1 protein-coding gene is annotated in these 1227 nt (G+C 58.4%); it reads right to left on the reverse strand.

From position 1 onward, the window contains the following. On the reverse strand, nucleotides 1-1227 hold a 1227-nt coding region (locus OVA10_RS25190; protein ID WP_268197200.1), incomplete at both ends, for an AAA family ATPase.

A 1227-nucleotide genomic window follows, 5' to 3' on the forward strand; every position in this document is an offset into this window, starting at 1 on the left:
TGAGCTCCAGTGTGAGCTGTTCGATCTGCGGCAGACGACTTGCATCAACACTGTTACCCAGAGAAATATCTTCCAGCAACTCCTGCTGCTCCATGGCAAGCGCAGTCAGTTCAGCCTGCAACCGGGTAAGCTGTTCCGGCAACGTGTCCAGGCTCATCCGCACCCGGGCCGCAGCGGTATCCAGTAAGTCCACCGCTTTATCAGGCAGCTGGCGCCCTGTCAGGTAGCGGCGGGATAACGTCACCGCTGCCCGGACGGCCTCACCGGTAATGTGTACTCCATGATGTTCGGCATAGCGGGATTTAAGGCCGCGCAGCATCAGGCAGGCTGTCTCATCATCGGGCTCATCAACCTTGACCATCTGGAAGCGGCGCTCCAGGGCAGCGTCACGTTCGAAGTACTGCTTGTATTCACTCCAGGTGGTGGCCGCAATGGTGCGCAGTTCACCGCGAGCCAGTGCCGGTTTCAGCAGGTTGGCCGCATCTGCCCCGCCCGCCTGATTACCGGCCCCGATGATGGTATGAGCTTCATCGATAAAGACCAGCACCGGCACCGGGGAGTGCTGGACGGCGTCGATGATATTTTTCAGACGCTGTTCGAACTCCCCCTTTACACCGGCGCCCGCCTGAAGCAAACCCAGATCCAGCGTTCTTACGATGACAGGCTTAAGGCTTTCAGGCACATTACCTTCAGCAATACGTAGCGCCAGGCCTTCAACCAGGGCCGTTTTGCCGACGCCAGGCTCACCCACCAGAATGGGGTTGTTCTTACGACGTCTGGAGAGAATGTCCACCATCTGACGGATTTCGTTATCGCGGCCAAAGACCGGGTCAATCTTTCTTTCCCGGGCACGGGCAGTCACATCGACTGTAAAGCGATTGAGCACGGCCTCTTCCTGTGAAACGGCGGGAAGAGCACTTTCGCTTTCAGGTGGGTTTTGCCCTTCCCGTGCCAATGGCGCTGCTCTACCCATCATGGTGACATTGCCTGCTGATTCGCCGAGAGCCGCGTCACGACGCTCATCTGACTGGGTTTCCAGCAAGGGACGTAACCTTTCCAGTTGGCTGGTGGTCAGCGTCATTAAGGGCCAGAGGCCCTCACAGCGCGTCAGCCCTGACGTATCAATCATGGCCGTGAGCAAATGTATGCTGCGGATCTGCTCATCTCCGGCGAGCGTGGCGGCAAGCCAGGCCTGTTTCAGCAGGGTCTGGAGAGAGGCAGAGAGCT

This window comes from Lelliottia sp. SL45, from assembly GCF_026672535.1.
In the GTDB taxonomy this organism is placed as follows: Bacteria; Pseudomonadota; Gammaproteobacteria; order Enterobacterales; family Enterobacteriaceae; genus Enterobacter; species Enterobacter nimipressuralis.